Origin of the sequence: Stenotrophomonas nitritireducens, assembly GCF_050984405.1 — a bacterium.
GTDB classification, from domain to species: Bacteria; Pseudomonadota; Gammaproteobacteria; order Xanthomonadales; family Xanthomonadaceae; genus Stenotrophomonas; species Stenotrophomonas nitritireducens_B.
The window spans coordinates 3,748,851-3,768,458 of the sequence record NZ_CP158790.1 but is presented as its reverse complement, the minus strand read 5'-3'; the positions used below and the strand labels follow the sequence as shown (position 1 = coordinate 3,768,458).

At 71.0% G+C, this 19,608-nt stretch carries 16 protein-coding genes; 12 read left to right on the top strand and 4 right to left on the bottom strand.

Annotated features, from left to right (window positions below; genetic code table 11):
* Positions 1-151: 151 nt before the first annotated feature.
* Positions 152-1,387 (bottom strand): methionine adenosyltransferase, encoded by a 1,236-nt coding sequence (gene metK / locus ABTV91_RS16890; protein ID WP_433852469.1) that lies wholly within the window; start codon positions 1,385-1,387, stop codon positions 152-154.
* A gap of 231 nt (positions 1,388-1,618) precedes the next feature.
* Here metK and ABTV91_RS16885 point away from each other — a divergent pair, with 231 nt between their 5' ends.
* From ABTV91_RS16885 to ABTV91_RS16850, 8 genes are all read left to right on the top strand, one after another.
* On the top strand, positions 1,619-3,328 hold the full coding sequence (locus ABTV91_RS16885) for a lysophospholipid acyltransferase family protein (RefSeq protein ID WP_433852468.1): 1,710 nt from the start codon (positions 1,619-1,621) through the stop codon (positions 3,326-3,328).
* Positions 3,325-4,128: a UDP-2,3-diacylglucosamine diphosphatase gene (locus ABTV91_RS16880; RefSeq protein ID WP_433852467.1), complete on the top strand. Its 804-nt coding sequence runs from the start codon at positions 3,325-3,327 to the stop codon at positions 4,126-4,128. Before ABTV91_RS16885 ends, ABTV91_RS16880 begins: the two co-directional genes overlap by 4 nt.
* A gap of 73 nt (positions 4,129-4,201) precedes the next feature.
* Positions 4,202-5,581 (top strand): TolC family protein, encoded by a 1,380-nt coding sequence (locus ABTV91_RS16875; protein WP_433852466.1) that lies wholly within the window; start codon positions 4,202-4,204, stop codon positions 5,579-5,581.
* Positions 5,578-6,588 (top strand): HlyD family secretion protein, encoded by a 1,011-nt coding sequence (locus ABTV91_RS16870; protein ID WP_433852465.1) that lies wholly within the window; start codon positions 5,578-5,580, stop codon positions 6,586-6,588. Before ABTV91_RS16875 ends, ABTV91_RS16870 begins: the two co-directional genes overlap by 4 nt.
* A complete protein-coding gene (locus ABTV91_RS16865) occupies positions 6,573-7,757 on the top strand; it encodes an ABC transporter permease (protein WP_433852464.1) in 1,185 nt (394 codons plus the stop codon). Before ABTV91_RS16870 ends, ABTV91_RS16865 begins: the two co-directional genes overlap by 16 nt.
* Positions 7,754-8,863 (top strand): ABC transporter permease, encoded by a 1,110-nt coding sequence (locus tag ABTV91_RS16860; protein ID WP_433852463.1) that lies wholly within the window; start codon positions 7,754-7,756, stop codon positions 8,861-8,863. The genes ABTV91_RS16865 and ABTV91_RS16860 overlap by 4 nt, the downstream gene beginning before the upstream one ends.
* A 224-nt stretch (positions 8,864-9,087) precedes the next feature.
* Positions 9,088-10,149: a metal-dependent hydrolase gene (locus tag ABTV91_RS16855; protein WP_433852462.1), complete on the top strand. Its 1,062-nt coding sequence runs from the start codon at positions 9,088-9,090 to the stop codon at positions 10,147-10,149.
* 147 nt (positions 10,150-10,296) lie between these two features.
* Positions 10,297-10,896 (top strand): nitroreductase family protein, encoded by a 600-nt coding sequence (locus tag ABTV91_RS16850; protein ID WP_433852461.1) that lies wholly within the window; start codon positions 10,297-10,299, stop codon positions 10,894-10,896.
* Between the two features lie 330 nt (positions 10,897-11,226).
* On the opposite strand, the gene dusB is transcribed toward ABTV91_RS16850, so the two are convergent.
* The 3 genes from dusB to ABTV91_RS16835 all read right to left on the bottom strand — a co-directional run bounded on the left by dusB (position 11,227) and on the right by ABTV91_RS16835 (position 14,662).
* On the bottom strand, positions 11,227-12,216 hold the full coding sequence (dusB, locus tag ABTV91_RS16845; protein ID WP_433852460.1) for a tRNA dihydrouridine synthase DusB: 990 nt from the start codon (positions 12,214-12,216) through the stop codon (positions 11,227-11,229).
* Between the two features lie 135 nt (positions 12,217-12,351).
* Positions 12,352-13,305 carry a ribokinase gene (locus ABTV91_RS16840; RefSeq protein WP_433852459.1) on the bottom strand — a complete coding sequence of 318 codons (954 nt, stop codon included), beginning with the start codon at positions 13,303-13,305 and terminating at the stop codon, positions 12,352-12,354.
* Between the two features lie 58 nt (positions 13,306-13,363).
* Positions 13,364-14,662, bottom strand: a complete 1,299-nt coding sequence (locus ABTV91_RS16835) for a NupC/NupG family nucleoside CNT transporter (protein WP_433852458.1) — start codon at positions 14,660-14,662, stop codon at positions 13,364-13,366.
* A gap of 202 nt (positions 14,663-14,864) precedes the next feature.
* Between ABTV91_RS16835 and ABTV91_RS16830 the strand changes: the two genes are divergently transcribed.
* From ABTV91_RS16830 to ABTV91_RS16815, 4 genes are all read left to right on the top strand, one after another.
* A complete protein-coding gene (locus ABTV91_RS16830; RefSeq protein ID WP_433852457.1) occupies positions 14,865-15,836 on the top strand; it encodes a potassium channel beta subunit family protein in 972 nt (323 codons plus the stop codon).
* A 138-nt stretch (positions 15,837-15,974) separates the two neighbouring features.
* A complete protein-coding gene (gene hemP / locus ABTV91_RS16825) occupies positions 15,975-16,172 on the top strand; it encodes a hemin uptake protein HemP (protein WP_433852456.1) in 198 nt (65 codons plus the stop codon).
* A gap of 145 nt (positions 16,173-16,317) precedes the next feature.
* Positions 16,318-18,501, top strand: coding sequence for a TonB-dependent hemoglobin/transferrin/lactoferrin family receptor (locus tag ABTV91_RS16820; RefSeq protein ID WP_433852455.1), 2,184 nt, complete (start codon positions 16,318-16,320; stop codon positions 18,499-18,501).
* A gap of 76 nt (positions 18,502-18,577) precedes the next feature.
* Positions 18,578-19,519, top strand: a complete 942-nt coding sequence (locus tag ABTV91_RS16815; protein ID WP_433852454.1) for a DUF6607 family protein — start codon at positions 18,578-18,580, stop codon at positions 19,517-19,519.
* The last annotated feature ends 89 nt before the right edge of the window (positions 19,520-19,608 follow it).

The following is a 19,608-nucleotide window of genomic DNA, read 5'->3' as shown; positions in this document are numbered from 1 at the left end:
CCGTAGGAGCGTCTTCAGCCGCGAAGGGGCATTCCCGGGAAACCCCCATCGCGGCTGAAGCCGCTCCTACGGGAAGCGAAGCGTGGCCCGTCAGAAACGGAAAGACCGCCCCTGCGGGCGGCCTTTCCGGTCACGCGGTGCCTGGCCGGCCTTACTTGAGCTTGGCGGCCTTGCGCAGCGCTTCGGCGCGGTCGGTCTTCTCCCACGAGAACGCCGTGGCGTTCTGGGTCTTGCCGTCGCCGTCGACGTACGAGAATTCCTTCGGCTTGCGGCCGAAGTGGCCGTAGGCGGCGGTCTGCTGGTACATCGGGTGGATCAGGTCGAGCATCTTGATGATGCCGTACGGGCGCAGGTCGAAGTGCGCGCGGATCAGCTTCTCGATCTGCGCATCCGGAATCTTGCCGGTACCGAAGGTGGTGACCGAGATCGAGGTCGGCTCGGCCACGCCGATGGCGTAGGAGACCTGCACTTCGCACTTGTCGGCCAGGCCGGCGGCGACCACATTCTTGGCGACGTAGCGGGCGGCGTAGGCGGCCGAACGGTCGACCTTGGACGGGTCCTTGCCCGAGAACGCGCCGCCGCCGTGGCGGGCCATGCCGCCGTAGGTGTCGACGATGATCTTGCGGCCGGTCAGGCCGCAGTCGCCCACCGGGCCGCCGATCACGAAGATGCCGGTCGGGTTGATGTGCACCTTGTTCTTCGGCAGCTTGTCCAGCCACGCCTTCGGCAGCACCGGCTTGAGGATGTGCTCGCGCACGGCCTCGATCAGGTCCTTCTGCTTCACGCCCGGGTCGTGCTGGGTCGACAGCACCACCGCGTCCAGGCCCTCGATCCCGCCGTCCTGGCCGTAGCGCAGGGTCACCTGGCTCTTGGCGTCCGGGCGCAGCCACGGCAGCGGCGAGTTCTTCTTCTTGCGCACCTTGGCCTGCTGCTCGACCAGGCGGTGCGAGTAATAGATCGGCGCCGGCATGAATTCCGGGGCTTCGTTGCAGGCATAGCCGAACATCAGGCCCTGGTCGCCCGCGCCCTGTTCTTCCGGCTTCTTGCTCTTCTTGTCGGTGCCGTCCACGCCGGCGGCGATGTCCGGCGACTGCTTGCCGAGCATGTTGATGATGGCGCAGGTGTGGCCGTCGAAGCCGACGTTGGAGTTGTCGTAGCCGATCGAGTTGATGACGTTGCGGGTCAGCTCCTCGATGTCGACCCACGCCGAGGTGGTCACTTCGCCGGCGACGATGGCCGCGCCGGTCTTGACCAGGGTTTCGCAGGCGACGCGCGCGCGCTTGTCCTGGGTCAGGATCGCGTCCAGCACCGCATCGGAAATCTGGTCGGCGATCTTGTCCGGATGGCCTTCGGAGACCGACTCGGAAGTGAAGAGATAGCTGGACATGAGCTTGTATCCCTGTATGCGGATGAAAAGATAGCCGCGAATGATACACGGCCGGGGCACCGCCGGAATAGTGCAGGGGCGGCTGTTGCCATCCGGTTAATAAACCGGTTCACCTGCCGCGCCGCAGCGGCAGGTGGCAGCGCGCGCGTCACGGAACTGCCGCAAAACCGCAACCGCAGTGCCGCCTGGTGGGCGCAGGCTGCCGGCCAACCGGGCCGTCGGACTACCGTCATGCACCAGATCGAACACCGCCTGCAGCAGCGTTATCCCGATTGGTTCCACGGCCCGCGCGGCCACTTGGCGCGGCCGCTGCTGCGCACGGTGGGGCGCTGGTCGCGGCTGGACCGGGTGCAGGACTTCCTGCGCCGCAACGACCGCAGCGGTCTGGACTTCGTCGCCGCGGCGCTGGACTTCCTCGGCAGCCGCTACGAAGTGGAGGCCGCCGCGCTGGCGCGCATTCCCGCCAGCGGGCGGCTGCTGGTGGTCGCCAACCACCCCTCCGGCGCGCTCGACGCGCTGGCGCTGCTGGACGCGGTGGGCCGGGTGCGGCGCGACGTGCGCATCGTCGCCAACGACCTGCTGGCCGGACTGGAACCGCTGCGCGACCTGCTGCTGCCGGTGCGCATCCTCGGCGGCCGCGCCGGACGCGCCAGCCTGCAGGCGGTGGAGCAGGCGCTGGCGGCCGGACAGTGCGTGATCGTGTTCCCGGCCGGTGAGGTCTCGCGGCTGTCGCTGCGCGGCATCCGCGACGGCCGCTGGAACCGCGGCTTCGTCCGCTTCGCCAACGCCACCCGGGCGCCGGTGCTGCCGGTGCGGGTACAGGCGCGCAACTCGGCGCTGTTCTACGGCGCATCGACCCTGTTCAAGCCGGCCGGCACCGCCCTGTTGGCGCGCGAGATGTTCGCCCGCGGCGGGCGCCCGCTGCGGCTGCAGGTGGGGCAGGCGATGCAGCTGGACCCGGCGCTGGACCCGGCGCTGCAGCTGCAGGCGGTGCGGCGCGCGCTGTACACGCTGGGCCGCGATGCCGTGCTGGCCGACGCCGTCAGCGGCGGGCCGGAACCGCTGGCCGCGCCGGTCGCGGTGGAGCGGGTGCAGGCCGACATCGAGGCCGCCGAGCTGCTCGGCCAGACCGGCGACGGCAAGCAGATCCGGCTGGCGCGCTGCGCCGCCGGCTCGCCGTTGCTGCTGGAACTGGGCCGGCTGCGCGAGCTGACCTTCCGCCGGGTCGGCGAAGGCACCGGCCGCAGCCGCGACCTGGACGACCACGACCCGCTGTACCAGCACATCGTGGTCTGGGACGCGGCGCAGCGGCGCATCGCCGGCGCCTACCGCATCATGCGCGGCGCCCAGGCGCTGGCGCGCAGCGGGCTGGCCGGGCTCTACACCGCCGGCCTGTTCCGCTATTCGGACGACGCCATCACCCGCATCGCCGAGGGCATGGAGCTGGGCCGCAGCTTCGTCGTGCCCGATTACTGGGGCAGCCGCAGCCTGGACTACCTGTGGCAGGGCATCGGCGCCTATCTGCGCTGCCAGCCGGGCATCCGCTACCTGTTCGGCGCGGTGTCGATCAGCGCGGCGCTGCCGCGCGAGGCGCGCGAGCAGCTGGTCGCGTACTACCAGCGCTACTACGGCGGCGGCCATGGACTGGCCGAATCGAACCGGCCGTTCCAGTACTTCGCCGCGCCGCCGTGCTTCGGCGACCTGGACGCCGAGGCCGCTTTCGAGGTGCTCAAGGCCAACCTGGCCGCGCTGGGCGCCGGCGTGCCGACGCTCTACCGCCAGTACACCGACCTGTGCGAACCCGGCGGCGCGCGCTTCCTGGCGTTCGGCGTGGACCCGGATTTCAGCGATTCCATCGACGGCCTGATCGAAGTGGACCTGCAGGCGATCCGGCCGAAGAAACGCAAACGCTACCTGCACGACGCCGGGGCCGCGGCATGAGCGCGCCGGCGCAGCTGCTGCCGCACCGGCGCGCGGTGTTCATCTCGGACACGCACCTGGGCGCGCGCCACTGCCATGCCGCCGAACTGGCGCGCTTTTTGTCCACGCTGCGCTGCGAACGGTTGTACCTGGTCGGCGACATCGTCGACCTGTGGTGGCTGGCGCAGCGGCGCGCCAGCTGGACGCCGGCGCACAACGAGGTGATCGAAGCACTGCATGCGCTGCGCCGCGCCGGCACCGACATCGTCTACATCCCCGGCAACCACGACGCGCCGCTGCGCCGCACCTGCGGGTTGATGCTGCCGGCCATGCAGGTGCGCCGCCGCGCCATCCACGTCACCGCCGACGGCCGCCGGCTGCTGGTGGTGCATGGCGACGACTACGACGGTGCAACGCATTTCGGCGGCCTGCAGGAACGCTTCGGCGACTGGCTGTACTACCGCATCCTCACCGGCAACCGCCTGCTCAACGCGCTGCGCCGGCGCTTGGGCCTGCGCTACTGGTCGCTGGCCGAGTTCCTCAAGCGGCGCAGCGCGGCGGCCGAACGCTACATCGAACGCTTCGTGCAGGCGGGGCTGGACGACGTGCGCCGCCGCGGCCTGAACGGCATCGTCTGCGGCCATATCCACCGCGCCGCGCTGGTCGAGCGCGACGGGCGGGTGTACGCCAACGACGGCGACTGGGTCGAAAGCCTGACCGCGCTGGCCGAGGACCCGGACGGCACGCTGCGCCTGCTCGACCACGCCGGCCGCAGCCTGGCATGGCTGCCGCCGCGGCCCACGCTGGCGCGCGCCGCCTGAGGCCCGCGCGCATGCTTATTCCTCACGGCGCCGGCGCTATGCTGGCGCGGGTGAGGGGAAAGGAGCATCCGCAGTGGCAGGCAAGCAGCCGACAACGAGGGGACGGGCGTGGCTGCTGGCGGCCTGCCTTTTCCAGGTGGGGAGCGCCGCCGCCGACGACGCGCCGGTACTGAGTTTCGAGCAGGCGCGCGAACGGCTGGAGCAGGTATCCGACGCGCTCGCCGCGGCCCAGGCCGGGGTGCGCAACAAGCAGGACCTGCAGGACGCCAGCCGCTACCTGCGGCTGCCGGAAATCACCGGCGACGTGCGCCGCATGCAGTTCCAGAAGACCCTGGAGCTGCCGCTGGGCTCGCTGGCGCCGGTGGCCGAGGCGTTCGGCATCGAATCGCCGCTGCGCTTCGTCGAGCGCGACTGGCGTACCCGCCCGATCGTCACCGCCAGCGTGCCGCTGTACAGCGGCGGGCTGATCCCGGCGGCGCAGCAGGCGGCGCAGGCGGCCACGGCGCAGGCGCAGGCCGAGCGCGAGGCGCAGCGCCAGTCGCTGGCATTGCAGCTGGTGCAGGCCTATTTCGGCCAGCAGCTGGCCGAACAGGCGGTGCAGGTGCGGCGCGAAGTGCGCGACGGCCTGCAGCGGCACCTGGACGATGCGCTCAAGCTCGAACGCGAGGGCTTCGCCAGCCGCGCCCAGCGCCTGCAGGCCAACGTCGCCCGCGACAAGGCCGAGCGCGATTACCAGAAGGCGGTCAACGACCTGGCCACGCTGCAGCAGGCGCTGGCCACGCTGCTGCGCAGCGGCGGCGCGGTCGGCACGGCCTCGCCGCTGTTCGTGATCGACGCGCCGCTGGGCGCGCGCGAGGAGTTCGAACGCAGCGCGCTGCAGCGCCACCCGCAGATCGAACGCCTGCGCGCGCTCGCCGCGCAGGCCGAACAGGGCCTGCGCGTGCAGCAGGCCAAACTCAAGCCGCAGGTCTACCTGTTCGGCCAGTACGACCTGCACCGCCGCGACGCACTGCTGACCGACGCCGACTGGGCGTTCGGCATCGGCCTGCGCTACACCTTCCTGTCGCCGAACGCGCGGCCGCTGCAGGTCAGCGCCGCGCGCGCGCAGCTGGACCAGGCGCGCTCGGGCGTGAGCGAGGCCGGGAACCAGCTGCGGCTGGGCGTGGCCAAGGCCTGGAACGAGCTGGATACCGCACGCACCCAGTTCCGCCTGCTGGACAGCAGCATCGCCCAGGCCGAGGAAAACCTGCGCCTGCAGGAGCTGTCCTTCCGTGAAGGCCAGGCGACCTCGCTGGACGTGATCGACGCGCGCCTGGCGCTGGGCGGGGCGCGGGTGGAGCGGGCGCAGGCCGCCTACCAGTTCGACGTGGCGCTGGCGCAGCTGCTGGAAGTGAGCGGGCAGATGGAACGGTTCGACGACTACCGCCGGCGGGCGGACAAGGTGCTGGAATGAACGATTCCCTGGGACAGGGCGCGGGTCCACGGCATCGCCGCGCCTTCGCCATCGGTGGCGGCCTGTTGCTGGCGCTGGTCGCGCTCGGCCTGTGGCTGGGCCTGCGCACGCCGGCCGACCAGGTGCAGGGCATGGCCGACGCCGACAACGTCAACGTCGCCGCCAAGGTCACCGCGCGGCTGCAGACGCTGCACGTGCGCGAGGGCGAGCGGGTCGCGGCCGGGCAGGTGCTGTTCGAGCTGGACAGCCCGGAAGTCGCGGCCAAGGAGCGCCAGGCCGATGCCGTGGTGGCCGCCGCGCAGGCGGTGGCGGAGAAGGCCGAGGAGGGCGCGCGCAGCGAGGACATCCGCGCCGCCGAGGCCAACTGGAAGCGCGCCGTGGCCGGCGCCGAGCTGGCTACGGCCACCTTCCGCCGCGTGGACAACCTGTTCCGCGAAGGCGTGGTGACGCGGCAGAAGCGCGACGAGGCGCAGGCGCAGGCGCGCAGCTCGGAGGAGCTGGCGCGTGCGGCAAAGGCGCAGTACGACCAGGCGCTGGCCGGCGCGCGCCGCCAGGACAAGGCCGCCTCGCTGGCGCAGGTGCGCCAGGCCGAAGGCGCCAGGGCCGAGGTCGAGGCCGCGCGCCAGGAGACGGTGGGCCGCGCGCCGCTGGCCGGCGAGGTAGGCAAGCGCCTGTCCGACATCGGCGAGCTGGTGCCGGCCGGCTACCCGGTGTTCACCCTGGTGGACATCGACCATATGTGGGTGGCGCTGACCCTGCGCGAGGACCAGCTGCATGGGCTCACGCCGGGCGCGACGCTGCAGGGCACGATTCCCGCGCTGGGTGGGCGCCGCGCCGCCTTCGAGGTGTACTTCATCAGCCCGGCCGGCGACTACGCCACCTGGCGCAGCACGCGCCAGTCGTCCGGCTACGACGTGCGCAGCTTCGAGGTGCGGGCGCGGCCGCGACAGCCCATCGACGGCTTCCGCCCGGGCATGAGCGTGCTGTTCGCATGGCCGCAGGGCTGACAGCGGGCACGCGCGTCGCGTTCTGCGCTTCGCTGCGGCGCGAACTGCGCCACTGGCGCCACGACCGCTGGGAACTGGCGCTGGTCACGCTGATGCCGCTGCTGCTGATGGCGCTGATGATGTGGCTGTTCTCCGCCTCGGTGCTGCGCCAGGTGCCGGTGGCGCTGGTGGACCTGGACGGCAGCCCGGACAGCCGCGCGCTGGCGCGTGCCATCGACGCCAGCCCGGGCGTGGCCATCGCCCGCCAGCCGGCGTCGCTGCCGCAGGCGCAGGCGCAGCTGCGCGCGCTGGAGGTGTTCGCCATCGTGCTGGTGCCGCGTGACATGAGCCGGCGCGCGCTGCGCGGCGAGGCCGCGCCGGTCTACGCGTTCTACAACGCCACCTACATGGCCACCGGCCAGTCGGCCGCGCGCGACATCGCCGATGCGGTCGGTGCCTTCAACGCGCGCATGCTGCGCGAGCGGATCGGCCGCCAGGTGGGGCCGGCGCGCCTGCGCGCGGCGCCGGTGACGGTGCAGGCCACGGTGCTGCACAACCCGGCGCGCAGCTACGAACTGTTCCTGCTGCCGCTGATCTTCCCCGCGGTGCTGTCGCTGCTGGCGGCGTTGGCCGCCGGCGGCGCGGTCGGGCGCGAACGCCGCGACGGCCTGCTGCCCGCATGGCTGGGCGAACGCCCCTGGGCGGCCATCGCCGGCAAGCTGGCGCCCTACGTGGCGCTGTTCTCGCTGTATGGCGCGCTCGGCGTGCTGTACGTGGCGTACGTGCGCGGCGATGGCGTGGCCGGCAGCCTGTGGCTGCTGGTGCTGGCGCAGCCGCTGTTCTACCTGGCCTGTTGCTGCTTCGCGCTGCTGTTCATCGCCGTCACCCGCGACATGGGCACCGGCCTGTCGCTGGTGGGGTTGAGCATCGGCACCGCGCTGGCGTTTTCCGGCGCCACCTTCCCGGTGATCGAGGCGCCGCTGTTCACCCGCGTGTGGAACGCGCTGCTGCCGCTCACCGCCTATGTGCAGGTGCAGATGCAGCAGCTGTTCATGGGCGCGCCGTGGACGCTGTCGCTGCGGCCGCTGGGCGTGCTGCTGCTGATGGCGGCGGCGGCTGGCGGTCTCGGCGCGCTGCTGCTGGCGCGGGCCGCGCGCCGGCCCGCCGACGCGCCGCCGGTGCCGGCATGAGGCGCATCGCCGCCACCTTCCGTGCGACGTTGCAGGCGGTGTTCGCCGATTCCTCGGCGCGCGCGGTGATGATCGGCGCGATCCTGCTGTACTCGTTCTTCTACCCGGCCGCTTACCGCCACCAGGTGGCCAGCGACCTGCCCATCGCCGTGGTCGATGCCGACCGCAGCGCCACCAGCCGCGACCTGGTCCGGCATATCGACGCGCTGCGCGCGGTGCGGGTGGTGACGCAGCCGATGGATCTGGCGCGGGCGCGCGCGCAGCTGGAAGCCGGGCAGGTCGATGGCATCGTGCTGATCCCGGCGCGGCTGGAGCGCGACATCCTGCGCGGCGGCAGCGGCCAACTGGTGCTGCTGGGCAATGGCGCCTACCTGAGCCGCGCCAGCGCCATCCTCAACGGGCTGGCCGAGGGCATCACCGCTTTCGCACGCACGCAGGCGGTGCGCCAGGCCGCCTTCATGGGACCGCCGCAGGCCGCGCCGCTCGAACTGGTGCAGCGGCCGCTGTACAACACCCGCGAGGGCTATGGCAGCAGCGTGGTGCCGGGCGTGGCCGAACTGATCGTGCACCAGACCCTGCTGCTGGGCATCGGCGTGCTGCTGGGCAGCCGCCGCGCGCAGCTGGGCCGGCGCCTGCATTTCGCTCCGCCGGTGCTGCTGGGCATGGCCGCGGCGTTCGCGCTGGTCGCGGTGTGCGGGCTGCTCTACTACGCCGGCTTCACCGCCTGGGCGCAGGACTACCCGCGCGGCGGCAACGTGCCGGGCCTGCTGCTGGCGGTGCTGCTGTTCGCGCTGGCGACGGTGCCGTTCGGGCTGTTCGTCGGCAGCTTCTTCAATACCCGCGAGCGCGCGTTCCAGTACGTCACCGCGGTCTCGATCCCGCTGTTCTTCCTGTCCAACCTGTCGTGGCCGGCGCTGGCCTCGCCGCCGGCGCTGGTGGCGCTGGCGAAGCTGCTGCCGACCACGCCCGGCATCAACGCCATCGTGCGCACCCAGCAGATGGGTGCGCAGCTGCCCGAGATCGGCGGCGAACTGCTCAACCTGCTGCTGCTGGCGCTGCTGTACGCCGCGCTGGCGCTGTGGCGGTTCCGCCCACCGCAACCGTAGGAGCGGCTTCAGCCGCGACGGGCTTTCCCATGACTGTTCCCGCGGACCGCGGGCTTCATTCCGTTGGGAAGGCCTCTCGCGGCTGAAGCCGCTCCTACGCGGTGGGCGGGGCGGTTGGTGGGCTGGAAGGCTGCGTGCGTCGAGTGCCTGGGAGTCGTCGGGGCGTCTCCTTCGGCTGAAGCCGCCTCTGCGGGAGGAAGGCAGTCCAACGGCATAATGCGGCCATGGATTCCCTCAGCCAGATCGTTCTCGGCGGCGCGGTCGCCGCCGCCATCGCGCCTGCCGGCCATCGCCGCGCGGCCCTGCTCGCCGGCGCTGCCTTGGGCACGCTGCCCGACCTGGACGGGCTGCTGATCGTCGCCTTCACCCGCGACCCGGTCAGCCTGATGACCGTGCACCGCAGTTTCAGCCATTCGCTGTTCGTGCTGCCGCTGCTGGGCACGCTGATCTGGTGGCTGTACCGGCGCTTCGGCCACGGCCGGGTGGCGGCGGCGCCCACGCGCTGGTGGTGGGCGATGGTGCTGGCGCTGGTCACCCACCCGCTGCTGGACGCCTTCACCGTCTACGGCACGCAGCTGTGGTGGCCGCTGATGCCGCACCCGACGATGTGGTCGAGCGTGTTCATCATCGACCCGCTGTATACGGTGTGGCTGGCGCTGGGCTGCGTGGTGGCGTGGTTCGCGCGCGCGCGGCCGCTGGCGCAGCGCGCGCTGGTGGCCGGGCTGGCGCTGAGCTGCGGCTACCTGGGCTGGTCGCTGCTGGCCAAGGGCATGGTCGAGCGCGAGGCCGACCGCGCGCTGGCGGCGATGGGGCTGGCCGACGCGCCGCGCTTTTCGGTGCCGATGCCGTTCAACACGCTGCTGTGGCGGGTGGTGGCGATGACCCCGCAGGGCTATGTGGTCGGCGACCGCTCGCTGTGGGCCGACCACGGGCCGATGCGCTTCACCGGCCATCCCTCCAACGTGCAGGCGCTGCGGCAGGCCGCGCCGATCCCGGCGGTGGCGCGGCTGCAGTGGTTCAACCGCGGCTTCATGCGCGCGCAGGTGCAGGACGGGCAGCTGGTGCTCAGCGACCTGCGCATGGGCCTGGAGCCGGACTACAACTTCAGCTTCGCCGTGGCCCGGCAGGACGGCGAGGGTTGGGCGGCGATGCCGCCGCGGCAGCTGCGCCCGGTGTACCGCGACGCTGGTGGCCGCGCGCTGCTGGAGCAGCGGCTGGCCAGGGTATGGCGCCGGATATGGAACGATGACGGCACGATGCCAGCGGAGGTGATGGCTGGCGGATAGGACGGATTCCGGGCAGGAAGGACGATTGTTTGAAATTCGGAACAAATAGTGATTTCTTTGATATTTGTTCCGAATTTGTCGGTAATTACACTGGCGCCCAATCCACGAACGGCCGCCTCGCCGGCATTCCTTCCTTCCGGAGTCATCATGAACAGCCAAGCCATTGCCCTGTACAAGAAGCGCCGTTCCCAATACGCGCTCGGTCGCAACCTGCCCGTCGGCCAGGACGAGGCCACCGACCTGATCAAGCATGCCGTGCGCGAAGCGCCGTCGGCCTTCAACTCGCAGCCGACCCGCGCGCTGATCCTGCACGGGGCGCAGAGCGTGAAGTTCTGGGAGCTGGTCAAGGACGCGCTCCGCCCGATCGTGCCGGCCAACGCCTTCGCCGCCACCGAGGGCAAGCTGGACAGCTTCGCCGCCGGCGCCGGCACCGTGCTGTTCTTCAACGACGTGGACGTGACCCGCGGCCTGCAGGACCAGTTCCCGCTGTATGCCGACAACTTCCCGGTGTGGGCCGAACACGCCAACGGCATCGCCCAGTTCGCGGTGTGGACGGCGCTGGCCGAGGCCGGCATCGGCGCCAGCCTGCAGCACTACAACCCGCTGGTGGACGAAGCGGTGCGCCGCGAGTGGGGCATCGCCGACAACTGGCAGCTGCGCGCGCAGATGCCGTTCGGTTCCAACGAAGCCCCCTTCGGCGAGAAGAACTACATGGAAGACGAGGCCCGCTTCAAGGTCTTCGCCTGACCCTTCCGGCGCGCTCCTCCCCCCGCGCCGATCCAGGCCCGCCAGCGCTGCTGGCGGGCCTTTTTGTTGCAGCCCCGCGGGTTCGTGGCCGTGCCGAGTACAGGCTTGGGGTCGAGCGTCCCAGCTGCGGATCGAGGACGTAGGTGCGGGGCTTGCCCCGCACGGAAGCCATGCCGGAACGCCCCATGCGGGGCAAGCTCCGCATCTACGGAATCGGAAAGCCTTTCCGGCAATGCCCGCTGCGGGCCAAGCCCTGCATCAACGGCATCTCTTTTGCGCCGGGGCCTGGGCTGGCACGTGCCGCGCCGGATCGCCCTGCGCAGGTATTGGTCAGGCGGCGGCCAGCGGCTGCCCGGCGATCAGGCCGTCGAAGTAATCGCGGGTCAGGCGCGACTGCGCCTCGGCGCTCTCGGCGGCGTTGACCACGGCGCGGAAGGCGGCGTTCTCCGGCCGGTCCTTCGCGTACCAGCCCAGGTGCTTGCGGGCGATGCGCACGCCCTGCGGTTCGCCGTAGAAGGCATGCAGGTCGGCGAGGTGGCCGAGCAGGATGTCGCGTATCTCCTGCAGCGTCGGCGGCGGCAGTTCCTCGCCGGTGGCCAGGTAATGGGCGATCTCGCGGAAGATCCACGGCCGGCCCTGCGCGGCGCGGCCGACCATCACCGCATCGCATCCGGTATGGGCCAGCACCTGCGCGGCCTTTCGCGGCGAATCGACGTCGCCGTTGGCCAGCACCGGGATGTCGAGCATCGCCTTGATCGCGGCGATGGTGTCGTACTCGGCGGTGCCGGTGTAGTGCTGGTCGCGGGTGCGGCCGTGGATGGCCAGCGCGGCGATGCCGCTGTCCTGCGCGATGCGGGCGATGGCCGGCGCGTTGCGCACTTCCGCGCACCAGCCGGTGCGGATCTTCAGCGTCACCGGCACGTCCACCGCGCCCACCACCGCCTCCAGGATGCGCGCCACCAGCGCCTCGTCGCGCATCAGCGCCGAGCCGGCCCAGGCGTTGCACACCTTCTTGGCCGGGCAGCCCATGTTGATGTCGATGATCTGCGCGCCGTGGTCGACGTTGTAGCGCGCCGCCTCGGCCAGCTGCCGCGGCTCGGTGCCGGCGATCTGCACGCTGATCGGCGCAGGCTCGCCGGCGTGGTCCATGCGGTGGATGGATTTGCGGGTATTCCAGAAGCGCGGGTCGGAGATGGTCATCTCCGAGGCGGCCAGGCCCGCGCCCAGCCGCTTGCACAGCTGCCGGAACGGCTTGTCGGTGACGCCGGCCATGGGCGCGAGCACCACGTTGGGCGCGATGGTGTAGGGGCCGATCTGCATGCGGCGCATTGTAGTGCCGTGGCAGCGCTGTTCGCGCACCCCGTAGGAGCGGCTTCAGCCGCGAAGGGGCTCTACCGGTGAAGCCCCTTCGCGGCTGAAGCCGCTCCTACCGGGAGGGGGCTGCCGGGCGGCCGCTCAGCCGGCGTCGGCCGGCGTCATGCGCGGCATCGCCGCGGCGGCGCCCTCGCTCTCGGTGGAGCGGGCGGCGTACTGGTTGGCGAAGCGCACGTGCTTGATGAAGGCCGCGTCCGGCGCCTGCGCCAGCGAGGCGGCCAGCGCGCCGTTGAAGGCATCGCCGGCGCCGGTGGTGTCCACCACCTGCACCGATTCGGCGGCCACGCGGTAGTAGGGCTGGCTGTCGCCGCGCAGGCGTTCCTCGTCGTGCGAGACGAACACGCCGACCGCGCCGAGGGTGACCACCACGGTGTTGCCCGACAGCTTGCGGCACAGCGCGTGCAGGCTGGCGCCGTCCAGCGCGGCCACGTCGTCGGCCTCCACGCGCTCGCCGACATGGCGGCCGAGCAGGGCGGCGAACTCGGTTTCGTTCGGGGTCAGCACGTCGGCCAGCTTGAGCAGGCCGATGGTCGAGGGCGCGTTGGCCGGGGCGGCGTTGAGCACGGTCAGCACGCCGGCCTCGCGGGCGATGCCCAGCGCCGCCTCGATCGACTCCACCGGCGATTCCAGCTGCGCCAGCAGCACCCGGGCGCCGCCGATCAACGCGGCGTTGGCGGCCATGAACTCCGTGCTCAGCGAGGCGTTGGCGCCCGGGCCGATGACGATGGAGTTGCGGCCGCGGCTGTCCACGTAGATGCCGGCGGTGCCGGTGGGTTCGCTGCTGGCCTCGGCGGCCAGCGCGATGCCGTCGGCGGCCGCCAGCTGGCGCGCCAGCGCGCCGCCGGTATCCCCGCCCAGCGCGCAGACGAAGGTGATGTCGGCGCCGGCGCGGCGCGCCGCCACCGCCTGGTTGAAGCCCTTGCCGCCGGGGCCGGTGCTGTAGCGCCCGGCAATGGTCGCCCCCGGCGCGGGCAGGGCATCGCAGCGCCAGACGTGGTCGACATTGAAGGAACCGGCAACGACAACAGAACTCATGGAATCTACTTCTCTACAGATGGCCGTGGGGCAGCCGGAAGGGGAAACGCGCCGCGGCTCAGCCGAAGTGGCTGAGCACGCCGGCGATGGTCGCCGTCATCAGCGTGGCGATGGTGCCGCCCAGCACCGCGCGCAGGCCGAATTTGGCCAGGTCGTGGCGGCGGTCCGGGGCCAGCCCGCCGATGCCGCCGATCTGGATGGCGATCGAGCTGAAGTTGGCGAAACCGCACAGCGCGTAGGTGGCGATCAGGCGGCCCTCGTCGCTCAGCGCGACGCCGGCGACATTGCCCTTGATGATCTCCGACAGCTGCAGGTAGGCGACGAACTCGTTGATCACCACCTTCTGGCCGATCAGCGAACCCACCGTGGTGGCGTCGGCCCACGGCGTGCCGATCACCCAGGCGATCGGCGCCAGCACGTAGCCGAAGATGGTGGCCAGGTTGGTCGGCTTGCCGATGGCCTGGGCCAGGCCGGTGACCTCGCCCAGCCAGGTCAGCGGCGCGTTGAGCAGGGCGATCAGGGCGATGAAGGCCAGCAGCATCGCGCCGATGTTCAGCGCCAGCTTCAGGCCGTCGCCGGCGCCGGCGGCGGCCGCGTCGATGATGTTGGAGGAGGTCTTCTCCACCTCCATCTTCACCGTGCCGCGGGTCAGCGGGGTGTCGGTCTCGGGCACCAGCAGCTTGGAGATCACCAGCGTGGCCGGTGCGGCCATGATCGAGGCGGCCAGCAGGTGCTTGGCGTAGAACGCCTGCGCCACCGGGTCGCCGCCGCCGAGCATGCCGACGTAGGCCGCCAGCACGCCGCCGGCGATGTGCGCCATGCCGCCGATCATCATCGTGATCAGCTCGGACTGGGTCATCTTCGGGATGTACGGGCGCACGGTCAGCGGCGCTTCGGTCTGGCCGATGAAGACGCTGGCGCAAACGCTGGTGGTCTCCGCGCCGGACACGCGCATCACCTTGGTGATCGCCCAGGCCATGACCTTGACCACCGCCTGCATCACGCCCAGGTGGTAGAGCACGCCCATCAGCGCCGAGAAGAAGATGATGGTCGGCAGCACCTGGAAGGCGAAGATGAAGCCGTACTTCGGCACGTCCATCAGGCTGCCGAAGATGAAGCCGGAGCCTTCGTTGACGTAGCTCAGGATCTTGACGAAGCCCTGGCCCAGCCAGTCGAACACGTCGCGCCCGCCGGGCACCAGCAGCACCAGCGCGGCGAAGGCGATCTGCAGGGTGATGCCGGTGGCGACCAGCTTCCAGTCCACCGCCTTCTTGTTGTTGGAAAACAGCCAGGTGATGCCGATCAGCACCACCAGGCCGAACAGGCCGAAGCCGATCCTGCCCAAACCTTCGACCATGAGTATTCCCCGGGCCAGCCCGCAAAAGCGGCAAGCCTAGTGCAGCGGCCGGTGGCGGGCAACAATTCCGGTGCCGGCCGGGGGCAACGGCGGCGAACGCGCCGGTATCGGCAAGGTTTCCGGGGCCTGGCCTGACCGCGCCGGGCGCTACACTGGCGCCCCGTCCGCGCCGCCGGCGCGGGCCGCGTTCCAGGAGTCCGCCATGCACTACCGCCGCCTCGGGTCGTCCGGCCTGCAGCTTTCCGCCCTGTCCTTCGGGGCCTGGGTCACCTTCGGCAGCCAGATCGCCCGTGGCGAGGCCCGCAACCTGATCGCCGCCGCCTGGGACAACGGGGTCAACTTCTTCGACAACGCCGAGGTCTACGCGCAGGGGCGCGCCGAGCAGGTGATGGGCGACGTGATCGCCGACCTGCGCCTGCCGCGCGACGGCTACTGCGTGTCCAGCAAAGTGTTCTTCGGCGCGGTCGACGCGCCCAACCCGCTGCAGCGCGGGCTTTCGCGCAAGCACGTGCACGACGCCTGCCACGCCGCGCTCAGGCGCCTGCGCGTGGATTACCTGGACCTCTATTACTGCCACCGCCCCGACCCGGACGCGCCGATCGCCGAAACCGTGCAGGCGATGGACGTGCTGATCCGCCAGGGCAAGGTGCTGTACTGGGGCACGTCGGAATGGTCCGCCGCGCAGATCGCCGAGGCGGTGGCGTTCGCCCGTGGCAACGGCCTGCATGCGCCGACCATGGAGCAGCCGCAGTACAACCTGCTGCACCGCGAGCGGGTGGAACGGGAATACGCGCCGCTCTACGCCGACGCCGGCCTGGGCACCACCATCTGGTCGCCGCTGGCCTCGGGCCTGCTGACCGGCAAGTACAACGACGGCATCGGCGCCGACAGCCGCCTGGCGCAGACCACGATGGACTGGCTGAAGGACGCGGTGCTGGGCACGCCGGAACAGGACCGGCTGGGCAAGGTGCGGCGCTTCACCGCGCTGGCCACGGAACTGGGCGAGTCGCCGGCGCAGCTGGCCATCGCCTGGTGCCTGCGCAACCCGCACGTGTCCAGCGTGATCCTCGGCGCCAGCCGGGTATCGCAGCTGGAAGAGAACCTGCGCGCGCTGGAGGTGCTGGAGCGCGTGGGCGAGGACGCCTGGCGCCGGATCGAGGCCGCGTTCGCCTGAGCCATCGCCGGACGGCAGCGGCGTTCCCCGTCGGCTGCGCGGCGAACGGAAAGGGCGCGCGAAAAGTGGCGCGCCCCCTCTTGCGTAGCGGATGAGAATCATTATCATCAATTCCGTCCCCGCCACGGAATCGCCACGATGTTCGCCCAACCTGTCCTGCTCCGCCCCCGCACGCTGCACCTGCCGCAACGTTCCGCCCCGCAGCAGCTGGCCGCCGACGGCACCATCGACAGCGGCGCCCTGCTCAAGGGCCAGCGTGAAATCCTGATCCGCCATGGCGACCGCGTTTACCGCCTGCGCCATACCAGCAACGACAAGTTGATCCTCACCAAGTAAGCCCCGGCCGCATTCGCCGCCAGCCGGCGCGCCGCTGCGCGTCATGCCCGCCTGAATCGCAACGCTCTCTCCCCCTCGGCCGCGGCCGGGCCGCAGCTGCGGCCGGCCGTTCCGCCGGGGGTCAACCTTTCGATTCCAGGTACCCATGATCCGTCCTGCTGCCTTGAGCGCCGCCCTGTGGGCGGTGCTGTCCCCCGCCCGCGCCGAAACCGCGGCACCGGCCGATGCCCACCAGTTCGACCGCGTCCAGGTCACCGCCACCCGTACCGGGCGCGCGGTCGGCGACGTCGCCGCCACGGTCGACGTGATCGACCGCGAGCAGCTGGACCGGCAGCTCGCCCATGACATCGGCGACCTAGTCCGCTACGAACCGGGCATCTCGGTGACCCGCAGCGTGGCCCGCTTCGGCCTGGGCGGCTTCCGCATCCGCGGGCTGGACGGCAACCGCGTGCTGATCCAGACCGATGGCATCGCCATGCCCCGCAGTTTCGCCATCGGCAGCTTCGCCAGCGCCAACCGCGATTTCACCGACCTGGAAACGCTCAAGCGCGTGGAAATCGTGCGCGGGCCGGCCAGTTCGCTGTACGGCTCCGATGCGCTGGGCGGCGTGGTCGCCTTCGTCACCAAGGACCCGGCCGACTACCTTGAGGACGGCGAAAAAAGCCATGTCGGCCTGAAGTTCGGTTACGACGGCGACTGGCAGGGCCTGCTCGCCGGCGCGACCGTGGCCTTCGGCGACGGGCGCTGGAGCGGCATGGTCAATGCCAATCACCGCCAGGGTCAGGAAACCGGCAACAAGGGCCGGGTGCGCAGCCTCGACAACACCCGTACCGCGCCCAACCCACAGGATCGTGACGGCCGCAGCGTACTGTCCAAGCTGGTCTTCGCGCCGGACGAAAACCAGCGCTTCCGCCTGACCGTGGAGGGCAACGAGGACGTGACCGATACCGACGTGTACTCGGCGATCGACCACGCCACCACCACCGGCATGAAGGCGCACGACCGACAGACCCGCGCCCGCGTGTCCTTCGCCCACGAAATGGACGCGCTCGACGCCGCGTTCGCCGACAGCCTGCGCTGGCAGCTGTACCGGCAGGACAGCGAGACCACCCAGGTCACCGACGAAGACCGCGCCAACCGCAGCCGGCGCCATCGGGAGTTCAACTTCGACCAGCGCGTGTACGGCGCGCAGGCGCAGTTCGACAAGCGCCTGGCGACGGGGGCGGTCGAGCACGCGCTGACCTGGGGCTTCGACGGCGCATGGACCGAGATCCGGCAGAAGCGCGACGGCTACCAGGTGCTGGCCAACGGCGGCACCAGCAGCACGATCCTGCCCGACGCGTTCCCGGTGCGCGATTTCCCGATCAGCAGGACCACCGAGCTGGGCCTGTACGCACAGGACGAAATACGTTTCGCCGGCGGCAACGTATCGCTGGTGCCGGGCGTGCGCGTGGATCATTACCGGCTCGAGCCGCAGGTGGACACGATTTTCAGCGAGGACAATCCCGGTGTCGCGCTGGCCTCGCTGCGCAAGACCAGCGTGTCGCCGAAGCTGGGCATGGTGTGGCGCCTGGACGACCGCTGGTCGTTGTTCGCCGGCTACGCGCGCGGCTTCCGCTCGCCGCCGTACAACGACGTCAACCTGGGTTTCACCAACGTGATGTTCGGCTACACCGCCATCCCCAACCCGGACCTCAAGCCGGAAACCAGCAATGGCCTGGAACTGGGCCTGCGCTACCTGGGGCCGGTGCTGTGGGCCAGCCTCGGCGGCTACTGGAACGACTATCGCGACTTCATCGAGTCGCAGCGTTATGTCGGCACCAACGCGCAGGGGCTGATGGTGTTCCAGTCGCAGAACATCGCCGATGCGCGCATCCACGGCGCGGAGCTGAAGGCCGGCGCCGACCTGGGCGGGTTGAGCGACCGCCTGGCCGGCTGGTCGCTGCGCGGCGCGGCGGCTTGGTCGCGCGGGCAGAACCGCAGCGAAGGCGTGCCGCTGGACTCGGTGGACCCGCTGCGCGGCACCCTCGGGCTGGCGTACGACCGCGACGACTGGGGCGCGGAGCTGGCCGGCAGCTTCGCCCGCCGCAAGCACCGCGTCGCCAGCGCGGACGCGTTCCGCCCCGCCGGCTACGGCGTGTTCGACCTGATGGCGCATTGGCGTTTCGCGCCGGGCGCCACGGTCAACGTCGGCGTGTTCAACCTGGCCGACCGCCACTACATCGACTGGTCCAGCCTGGCCGCGACGCTGTCGGCCTCCAGCCGCGTGATCGACCGCTACGGCAACCCCGGCCGCACGCTGTCGGCCAGCCTGTCGCTGGCCTGGTGAGCGGCCCCGCATCCTTTCCTCCCCCGATGGAGCGCCAGCGGCCAGGGACGGCCTTCCTTGCACGAGAGAACCCACGATGAAACCGCATTGCGCCAGCCTGCTGCTGTTGTGCGCCACCACCGGCGCCCACGCCGCGCCCGCCGATCCCGCCGATCCCGCCCGCGACCACGACACCATCCTGCGCATGCGAGGCGAATACACGGTGGATTTCGCCTTCGACGAAACCGTACTGCTCCAGCCCGGCTACGAGCGCGCGCCGGCGATGCGCAGCGGCGGCAACGAACTGGTGGTGGTGGTCGAGGACACCCCCACCCGCATCGTGCTGCAGCACCTGCTGGTGGACCCGAAAAGCGGCCACGTCACCAAGCACTGGCGGCAGGACTGGAGCTACGAGGCGCCGACCCGCTTCGAGTTCAGCGCCGACCAGACCTGGCGGGTGCGCGCGATCCCGGCGTCCGTCACCCGCGGCGCCTGGACCCAGTGCGTCTACGAGGTCAGCGACGCGCCGCGCTACTGCGGCACCGGCCGCTGGAGCTACGACAACGATGTGCCGAGCTGGACCAGCGACCCGGGCTGGCGCCCGCTGCCGCGCCGCGAGTACACCCGGCGCAGCGATTACAACGCGCTGGCGATGGTCAACCGGCACACGCTGACGCCCGGCGGCTGGACCCACGAGCAGTTCAATACCAAGGTGCGGCGCGAGGCCGGCGGCGCGCAGCACGAGATCGCGCGCGAGTTCGGTTTCAACGATTACGTCCGCACGAAGGACGTGGACTTCAGCCCGGCCCGCGACTACTGGAACGCCACCGCCGGCTACTGGGCGCAGGTGCGCCGGCACTGGGACGGATTCCTCGGGCAGGCGCCGGGCGTGCGCCTGAAAACCAGGGTGGACGGCATGGCGATGATCATCCCGCTGTTCACCCAGGCCGCGGACGTGCAGGCCGGCAAGCGGGTCAAGGACCGGCAGATCGACGAGGTGTTCGCCGCCTGGGTCGAGAAGGCGCCGGACGAAGGTTGAGGCGGGGGCTGCTCTTGCGCCTGGGCGACAGGGGAGTGCCGGGGTGCGGGCGCCGGCATTGAAGCCGCTCCTCGGCGCGCGGCCCACGG

Excerpts from the sequence above, each read along its gene's own strand:
- metK (WP_433852469.1), bottom strand. The coding sequence starts at position 1,387 with ATGTCCAGCTATCTCTTCACTTCCGAGTCGGTCTCCGAAGGCCATCCG.
- ABTV91_RS16885 (WP_433852468.1), top strand. The coding sequence starts at position 1,619 with ATGCACCAGATCGAACACCGCCTGCAGCAGCGTTATCCCGATTGGTTC.
- ABTV91_RS16880 (WP_433852467.1), top strand. The coding sequence starts at position 3,325 with ATGAGCGCGCCGGCGCAGCTGCTGCCGCACCGGCGCGCGGTGTTCATC.
- ABTV91_RS16870 (WP_433852465.1), top strand. The coding sequence starts at position 5,578 with ATGAACGATTCCCTGGGACAGGGCGCGGGTCCACGGCATCGCCGCGCC.
- ABTV91_RS16865 (WP_433852464.1), top strand. The coding sequence starts at position 6,573 with ATGGCCGCAGGGCTGACAGCGGGCACGCGCGTCGCGTTCTGCGCTTCG.
- ABTV91_RS16860 (WP_433852463.1), top strand. The coding sequence starts at position 7,754 with ATGAGGCGCATCGCCGCCACCTTCCGTGCGACGTTGCAGGCGGTGTTC.
- ABTV91_RS16855 (WP_433852462.1), top strand. The coding sequence starts at position 9,088 with ATGGATTCCCTCAGCCAGATCGTTCTCGGCGGCGCGGTCGCCGCCGCC.
- ABTV91_RS16850 (WP_433852461.1), top strand. The coding sequence starts at position 10,297 with ATGAACAGCCAAGCCATTGCCCTGTACAAGAAGCGCCGTTCCCAATAC.
- dusB (WP_433852460.1), bottom strand. The coding sequence starts at position 12,216 with ATGCAGATCGGCCCCTACACCATCGCGCCCAACGTGGTGCTCGCGCCC.
- ABTV91_RS16840 (WP_433852459.1), bottom strand. The coding sequence starts at position 13,305 with ATGAGTTCTGTTGTCGTTGCCGGTTCCTTCAATGTCGACCACGTCTGG.
- ABTV91_RS16835 (WP_433852458.1), bottom strand. The coding sequence starts at position 14,662 with ATGGTCGAAGGTTTGGGCAGGATCGGCTTCGGCCTGTTCGGCCTGGTG.
- ABTV91_RS16830 (WP_433852457.1), top strand. The coding sequence starts at position 14,865 with ATGCACTACCGCCGCCTCGGGTCGTCCGGCCTGCAGCTTTCCGCCCTG.
- hemP (WP_433852456.1), top strand. The coding sequence starts at position 15,975 with ATGTTCGCCCAACCTGTCCTGCTCCGCCCCCGCACGCTGCACCTGCCG.
- ABTV91_RS16820 (WP_433852455.1), top strand. The coding sequence starts at position 16,318 with ATGATCCGTCCTGCTGCCTTGAGCGCCGCCCTGTGGGCGGTGCTGTCC.
- ABTV91_RS16815 (WP_433852454.1), top strand. The coding sequence starts at position 18,578 with ATGAAACCGCATTGCGCCAGCCTGCTGCTGTTGTGCGCCACCACCGGC.